Origin of the sequence: Fulvivirga lutimaris, assembly GCF_009711525.1 — a bacterium.
Taxonomy (GTDB): domain Bacteria; phylum Bacteroidota; class Bacteroidia; order Cytophagales; family Cyclobacteriaceae; genus Fulvivirga; species Fulvivirga lutimaris.
Map to the genome: position 1 here is coordinate 1 of NZ_SMLV01000248.1, position 8,259 is coordinate 8,259.

6 protein-coding genes and 2 tRNA genes are annotated in these 8,259 nt (G+C 37.1%); 4 read left to right on the top strand and 4 right to left on the bottom strand.

The annotated features are described in order from the left end of the window. The 3 genes from E1140_RS03290 to E1140_RS03300 form a co-directional block, all read right to left on the bottom strand. The coding region (locus tag E1140_RS03290; RefSeq protein WP_155179013.1) for a TonB-dependent receptor at positions 1-2,636 on the bottom strand (2,636 nt) is incomplete at its 3' end. A gap of 281 nt (positions 2,637-2,917) precedes the next feature. Continuing rightward, positions 2,918-4,174, bottom strand: a complete 1,257-nt coding sequence (locus E1140_RS03295; RefSeq protein ID WP_155179016.1) for a hypothetical protein — start codon at positions 4,172-4,174, stop codon at positions 2,918-2,920. A 207-nt stretch (positions 4,175-4,381) separates the two neighbouring features. Continuing rightward, a complete protein-coding gene (locus tag E1140_RS03300; protein ID WP_155179018.1) occupies positions 4,382-5,371 on the bottom strand; it encodes an AAA family ATPase in 990 nt (329 codons plus the stop codon). A gap of 164 nt (positions 5,372-5,535) precedes the next feature. On the opposite strand from E1140_RS03300, the gene E1140_RS03305 reads away from it, so the two are divergent. Beyond that, the gene (locus E1140_RS03305) at positions 5,536-6,219 is read left to right on the top strand and encodes a metallophosphoesterase (RefSeq protein ID WP_155179020.1); all 684 of its coding nucleotides are present in this window, start codon (positions 5,536-5,538) and stop codon (positions 6,217-6,219) included. A 140-nt stretch (positions 6,220-6,359) separates the two neighbouring features. On the opposite strand, the gene E1140_RS03310 is transcribed toward E1140_RS03305, so the two are convergent. Further along, positions 6,360-7,730 carry an exonuclease domain-containing protein gene (locus tag E1140_RS03310; RefSeq protein ID WP_155179022.1) on the bottom strand — a complete coding sequence of 457 codons (1,371 nt, stop codon included), beginning with the start codon at positions 7,728-7,730 and terminating at the stop codon, positions 6,360-6,362. Between the two features lie 156 nt (positions 7,731-7,886). Here E1140_RS03310 and E1140_RS03315 point away from each other — a divergent pair. The 3 genes from E1140_RS03315 to E1140_RS22080 form a co-directional block, all read left to right on the top strand. Next, positions 7,887-7,959 (top strand) — tRNA-Gly (locus E1140_RS03315). Positions 7,960-8,019: 60 nt separating this feature from the next. Continuing rightward, positions 8,020-8,104 (top strand) — tRNA-Leu (locus E1140_RS03320). 52 nt (positions 8,105-8,156) lie between these two features. Further along, the coding region (locus tag E1140_RS22080) for a GIY-YIG nuclease family protein (protein WP_185153403.1) at positions 8,157-8,259 on the top strand (103 nt) is incomplete at its 3' end.

The window sequence follows — 8,259 nt, forward strand, 5'->3', positions numbered from 1 at the left end:
GGAATGTTACCAATACCAACTCTTGCTAATGATGGTCCTTGAACATTGTAATATAATGCGGCCTCAAATCCATTATCAAAATTATCATAAGAAAGCCCTGCATTTACCAAGTATGGTGATTGGCCCTGCATATCTCTTTTGCGTTCCAATGTCTCTCCATCTCTCAAATTGTTAGACCTTGCATCGTATTCAACATCATCCATTTTAAGTGCTGATTTAATGTAAGAGGTGTTCAAATTAAGGTTGAAGTTGCTTAGAGAAGCAGATATAAATTCAAGATTTTTCTTAGCTTCTATCTCTACACCATAAACAGTTGCATTACCATTGTTTCTTGCTGTAAACTGATCTGGCGTATTTTGGTTAACTACCACTATCTCAATTGGGTTTTCAAAAGTTTTGTAAAATGCACTCACTGCTATTGTTTGTCCTCCTCTGAAATAATACTCATACCTAAAATCAAAGTTGTTAATGTCAGACTCTATCAAATCAATATTACCAATCCAGAATGTATTTGATAATGGATCGAATATTTGGGCTATTGATTTCTCTTTAAATGAAGGTCTTGCAATTGTTTTAGCGTAAGAACCTCTCAAGTTAGAGTTTTCATTTAGGTTGTAAATTAAGTTAGCTGTTGGGAATGGCTTGAAAGAATTTAGTATCTCTGTATTGCGGTAGTATATTCCTTGACCTCCATTACTATTAAACCAATCTTGATCACCACCAGTATATAGTTGTCTGAATTGTTCAACTCTTAAGCCTATAATAGCTTTGAAATTTTCAGTAAGAGCTAGCTCTCCGGAAATGAATGCTCCAAAATTGTTGATCTCTCCACTATAGCTATTAGAACCTTGGTAGGTACCTGCTACATATGTACCAGTACCATTGTCATAAATATTTTCAGGAGAAAGTAAATTATTAGCGTCTCCACCGAAGCTTACTTGATCTTCATTTGCAACTAAGAAATCAAAATTGTCTATAGTAAAATCTCGGTTCTTAAAAGTATATGAAGATCCTACACTCAATTTACTTGTATTTCCATTTAATTGAAATTCCTTAGTTAGGCTAAATTTACCTGAAACATTTTGCTCATCTAGATTTCTCCAAAGTCTCCTTGGATTACCACCTTCGCTTGGCTGAATTTCACGTGCCTCCCCTTCTAAAGTAAATGGCACCTGACGTACGTCCTTATCCTGAATAGAAGAGATAGTTGGAGTCAATTTCCAATCCAATGTTATAGCAGATCCTCCCAAATAATGCTCTCCAGAAAGGATGGCGTTGGTTATACTTCTTTGAGTATATTGAATTGCAAATCTTTCGGATTTATTAAAAGACTGAAGGAAATTTTCTTCTAGTATTCTGTTTGAAGTAGACTCTCCATTCTGCACATGAAGTACAGCAAGTTTCAGTTTAGAAGCATCGGTTTTAACGGCAACACCAGCTAATCCACTTATGAATACATTGTTGCTTCCTATTGATCCAGTTCTTTTTCTATCTAGATCTAATTCATTAACCGAGTTATCTGCATTTTTCTCGTACAATGAATTGTCAATAGCATTTTCATAAAACTCAGTAGTGTTTCTATAGTTTAATGCTGAATTGAAGCCAATTGAATATCTATCTTTATTATATTGATTTCCTGCAGAAAATCCGAAACTATAGTTTGGAGAACTTGTTGATTCTGTAGGTGCAAATGTCTGATCAAAAGCACTTGTATACGTTCTTAAATCTTGCGCTAATTGAGGATTGCTACTAGCCAACCCTTCACGTGGCAAATTAGATTGACTACTAAAAGGTATAGCTCTAGTTCCATCATCGAAACCTAGGAAGTCTGTGCTACCACCATCATAGGTAAGATAATTATCATTAAAATGCATACCCGAGTTTACACCCATACTACCAGAAAATGAAATTGTTTTTTCTTCTGGAAAGTCTTTGATTTCAACATCAACAATACCACCTGTAAAGTCAGCTGGTAAATCAGCAGTAAATGATTTCTTTACTATTATGTTATCAACCACATTTGTTGGAAAAATATCCATTTGAATAGAGTTTCTATCTGGGTCTAATCCAGGAATTTCCATACCGTTAAGAATAGTTTTTGTATATCTATCTCCAAGGCCTCTTACAAATACGTATTTGCCTCCTTGAATTGATACACCAGGAACTCTTTTTATCGCTGACGCGGCATCACTGTCCCCAATTTTCTTAAATGTTTCTGAAGAGATACCATCTAACACGTTAGCTGATTTTCTTTTTACAGTTACTAAAGCAGCATCAGTGTCTCTAATTACTTCGGCAGTTACAACAACTTCTTGCAGCTGCTGAGAATCAGTACTAAGTGGAACATTTAGAATAGTTACTTCACCAGCGGTAACTACTACATTTGAAATTACTTTATTCTGATAAGAAATATATGAGAACTGAATTTCATAAGTGCCTGGAGCTACATTTGATATTGCATAGTTACCTTCGAAATCAGTTGCTGCACCTGTTGTAGTGCCTTTAATAATCACTGTTGATCCAATTAACTCTTCACCAGTCTCTTGGTCTGTCACTTTTCCTCTGATTGTTCCTGTTTGAGCAAAAGCAACAATCACTAGGAATGATAAAGAAAATGTTAAAAATAATTTTTTCATTACTCTCGTTTAAATTTTGTGCAAAACTATTGCTGCTAAACTGAGTGGCAATGAAAAGTAGATTACTAATATTTTAAGATTAATGGCGCTAACAAGCCAGTATATAATATTAGTTTAACATACATGTAGGGTAATATAAATTTAAGCAAAAGAAAACATCATTAAAACACACAAAATGAAGCTTAATCGTTTTTTAACGATATTAACATTAGCATAATATGCAACGCATAAAAAAAGGCCTACATTTCTGTAGACCTTTCTTTAAGTATATAACCTTAGTATTAAAAATCAGCTAGCGCACCTCTCATTGAAGCGAAAGTCCATCCAAAAACAGCAACATTTGCTCCTTGTGAATTTGAACCTGAAGCAACATTTGTAACTGCGTTTTGATCAGCCTCTGTGAAGTCTGAAAATACATCTGCAATGACCGTGTTTTCAGCTAAAGTAATTTCGATATTTGAAAATGATAGATTACCTGCAGTGTATGCAGCAAAAGTATTATCATCACTGAAAGTGAAATCTCCTTCTCCAGTTCCTCCTTCTTCAGCACCATTAGTATCAGTAGCTGGAGAAACAAAATTAAAGAAATATGCACCGTTGATAGCTCCAGTTGCCCCATCTCTAAGGTTAGCGATCTCATCATCAGCACCTTTAACAGAAACATTTGTGATCGTAAAAGAACCAGCGGCAGAACCTTCGGGACCATCTATTTCTAATCCATGATCCGTTCCACTAAATGCAATTACAACAGCATTATTTATGGTTCCGCTGTATCCCTGATCAATATCAAGAGCATCATCGTCTGCTGCCCATACTACAAGATTAGAAGCATTTACAGTACCACCGAACCACTCAATTCCATCATCAAGATTACCAACAACTTCAATATGGTCAAGAGTAGTACCTCTGCCCACACCACCTAAAGTAAGTCCATTGATTTCATCTCCATCACCTAGCCTTGTTCCACCATGACGGATTGAAACATATCTTAATATCCCTGAATTGTCATCAGGATCATTGCCGCCATATTCTGCTAACGCAACATCACCAGGTATTCCTTCAATCTGCTCTGTGCCACTATTAGACTCATCAGAAATAGGAGCGTTACCTAGAATGATTACTCCTCCCCATTCGCCACTATTTGTCTCATCCAAATTAGGGCTATCAATGTCACCGATTTCTATTTGATCAATATCTGTTGTAAATATGATAGGAGCTGAAGATGTTCCTTCTGCCATTATTTTAGCTCCTTTAGCTATAATTAGCGCAGTTGCGTTAGCTCCATCACCAGATTCCCCTTTAATAATAGTTCCTGCTTCAATTGTTAAAGTAGCACCTGGCTCTACAATAATTCTACTCTGTAATATGTATATGTTATTGTTAGTCCAAGTTGTATTAGTTGTTATGTTAGAATTTACATTTTCCGTACCAAGTACATCTTCATTCGATCCGCCTATAATTGGATCTTCATCATCGCTACAAGAAGAAAGGCAAAACATTACCCCAAATGCAGCTATTAAGTTTAAAATCTTTTTCATCACTTGAATTAGTTTGTAATTGTATTTTTTAATTATGCCACAAATGTGGTAAGTGAATGTTAAGTCAAGCCCGGATTGATATTAAGCGTTTATTAACTCTGCAAAGAGAAGTTTAATCAAATGTTAAGAGGGAAGGGTACTAAATAAAAAAAGGCCTTTAAAAAAAGGCCTAAAATACTGTTATTCAACAATATATGTACTTATTAATTAATTGTTAATTGGTATTTTATTCAAAATTGTAGCTACTATATCTTTTGTCTGAATATTGTCGGCTTCAGCCTCATAATTCAAGATAATCCTGTGGTTTAACACATCAGCAGCCACTTCTTTAATATCTTCAGGGAGCACGTAATCACGGCCATCAAAATAGGCAATGGCCTTAGCTGCCAGATTCAAATTAATTGATGCTCTAGGCGATACACCAAACTGAATATAATGTGCCTCATCATTTAATCCATACGCCTTTGGATCTCTTGTCGCATAAACCAACTCGATGATGTATTTCTCTAGAGACTCAGATATTGAGGTCTGATTGATCTCATTTCTGATATCGAAAATATCCTTCTTATCAAGTACAGTATTTACAGTAAAGTCAAAAGACATATTAGAGATTCTTCGCATTACCTCCAATTCCTGATCTTTGGTAGGATAATCAACATTTACCTTCATCATAAACCTATCAACCTGTGCTTCAGGCAAAGGATAAGTACCTTCCTGATCTACCGGGTTCTGAGTGGCTAATACTAAGAAAGGTCTGTCAAGCTGAAAGGTAGTTTCACCAATCGTTACCTGTTTCTCTTGCATAGCCTCTAACAAGGCAGACTGTACTTTTGCTGGAGAACGGTTAATCTCATCAGCCAAAATCATATTAGCGAAAATTGGCCCTTTTTTTACCTCAAAATTTGCCTGTTTCTGATTGTAAATCATAGTACCAATCAAATCAGCAGGGAGCAAGTCTGGGGTAAATTGTATTCTTTGAAAATCGAGATGTAAAACCTGAGCTAACGTACTTACTGTTAATGTCTTAGCGATACCAGGTACACCTTCAAGCAAAATGTGACTCTGGGTGAAAAGGCCTATTAACAAGCGATTGATAAGTGCTTCCTGGCCTACCACAACTTTTCCCATCTCCGTGAAAACCTGCTGTATCTTCTCCTGATGATCTTTCTTTTTCTCTACGCTTACTGATTCTTCCATAGGTTATATACTTTCCAGTTAGTGCTTAACGAAATAAGCTCGATTTTGATTTAAAATTAGCGCAATATTAAAAAATATGGCTCAAATATTTGATAAACACAGATATACCTTTGGTAAGTGGTGTTTAAATACCTAAGATCATCAAGTCTTTCTTAAATTCACTTATGCGTAGATTTGTTATTGGCGATATCCACGGTGCAAGTAGAGCATTATTACAATGCCTTGAAAGAAGTCAGTTTGATTTTGACAAGGATCAGCTGATAATGCTGGGCGATGTTTGTGATGGCTATCCTGAAACAAACCAAAGTATTGAGACCCTTTTAAAAATAAAGCATTTGGTATTTCTACTTGGCAACCACGACTGGTGGACACTGCAATGGGCAAAAGGCGAGGAGCCAGATAATGCCTGGCTACAATTTGGCGGACAGAATACGATTAAAAGTTATCCTGACAAGATGCCTTCCAGTCATGTAGCCTTGCTTGAAAATGCTCCTTACTACTATGAGCAAGATAATAAATTGTTTGTGCATGCAGGTATTGATCCAAACCTTGCCATTCAAGAGCAAGACGATCATACTCTAATCTGGGATAGGAAATTTATCCAGGAGGCCATCGGCCAGCACATGAGAAAAGAAGACATTTCGCTTACAGGTTATGACGAGGTGTTCGTTGGGCATACTCCAAGCCATAGATTAGAGCATTTTAAGCCTGTCAAATTTTGTGAAGTCTGGATGATGGACACCGGTGCAGGGTGGGGCGAACATTTGTCAATTATGGATATTGATACAAAAGAGGTATATCAAAGTGATAGGGTTGAAACTCTTTATCCGCCTGGGTCAGGGAGGTAATTCTTCGTCATTGCGGAAATTTTCTTTTTACATTTTTCAAAAAGAAAATTATCCGTAATCTCCTTTGAATATGATCTAGATACCGGATAAAATTGATTGTATTATGATTTTACAATCAATTTTTCCGGCATGACAGAGAACTAACTAAACTCCAAAACCCTAGCCTCCGGACTATTGATATAGCTTTGTATGTAATGCTCTATTTCTACTGTGGGTTTGTAATTATTGACCAGAGTTTTAGCGTCTTCTATATTTGATATTGAAACTTCTTTATGACAAAAGCCAAATCCCAGATAATTGCCTCCTTCTACCAAAATCAACGAATGCTCATCCTCTTCTCGCCCTTCTCCAAGGATAACAAAAGACCTATCTTCATCAGAGAAAGACTTTATCAATTCTTCCACCCTTAAATTATAAGTTGAAGCCTCCTCTGTGCCTCCGCACGCACCTCGGCAATAACCCAAGGCCACATCATAGCACTCATTATTAGCCTTTTGAATACCTGAAAGCTTTGGGCATAATTCAAACTCCTTTACCTTGTTCATTAGGTAATGGAAGGCATCTGCATGACTATTAAATTGAATTAGTCCCTTGAGTCCTTTCACCTGCTTATTGACATTAAACCTAATATAGCCCTGCCTATCCTCATATCTGTAAATACCCCATTGGTTGGCTATGTATTTTTGGGAACGATTATATTTTGGCCACAATCTTTTTATTTCCTGAGATTCCAACACTAAAGCAACAAGCTCATTACCTGTAAGCTCATAATCAATATGATGGATTTCATTTCTAATTGCTTGATTTCTGTTATTCTTAGAAGTACCTGAAAAATGACTAATGATCCTCTTCTTAATATTAATGGCCTTACCAACATAGATCACCTCACTTTGAGCGTCTAAAAAATAGTACACCCCCGGACTTTCGGGTAAGGCCAGAAACTCAGTCTTTGGCAAGTTGGGTGGTAGTATTGTCTCTTTAGAGTTATGCTTCAAAGCTGCTCTGACAGCATCCTCGTCCTTTTCTAACAATTGCTTAAAAAGAATAGCTGTAGCCTTTGCATCACCACCCGCTCTGTGCCTATTATCGATCTGAATGCCTAGCGACTCACATAAGTTGCCCAGACTATAAGACCTGTGACCCGGAATGATCTGCCTGCTGAGCCTTACGGTGCAAAGTTTTTTATTGTTGAACATGTAGCCTTCAGACTCCAGCGCCCTTTTAACAAAAGAGTAGTCAAAGGATACGTTATGTGCTACAAAGATTTTATCAGAAAGAATGTCATTGATTTCTGCTGCCACATCAGCAAAGGCAGGAGCACCATCTACCATTTGTTGGGTAATGCCCGTAAGACCAGTAATATAGCTGGGCACCAACTGCTCAGGATTAATGAGCGTTTCATAGGTTTCAACCTCCTTTTCACCATCATGGATAACTATAGCGATCTCTGTTATTTTGCTTTTACCAGCAAAACCTCCTGTTGTTTCAATATCTACAATGGCATACACCATACTAAGTTAGAGGAATAACCGATTTTATTCAATGCGATAAAGAGAGGATGAAAGAATTAAAAAAATAATTTTTCATCCAAAACGTATTGCATTTTTAAAACGCTTAGTTAAATTTGCACCCACTTGAAGGAAACGCCTTTGAGAATGCATTGAAAAGCGAGAGTAGCTCAGCTGGTAGAGCGCAACCTTGCCAAGGTTGAGGTCGCGGGTTCGAACCCCGTCTCCCGCTCAAAAAGAGAGCCACGTTAAGCGTGGCTTTATTTTTTGCGACTATCTATGGATAGTTAATGCCCGGGTGGTGGAATTGGTAGACACGCAGGACTTAAAATCCTGTGACCATTGCGGTCGTGCGGGTTCAAGTCCCGCCCCGGGTACATAAAGCCCTGATAATGTAAATTGTCAGGGCTTTTTTGTTTATTGTAGTTTATGGCAAGTGTTTATATACTTTACTCACAAAGTGCAGACAAATTCTATGTTGGAAGCTGCCTAAATTTGGAAGAACGACTCCAACAACATAAAAACAAACACT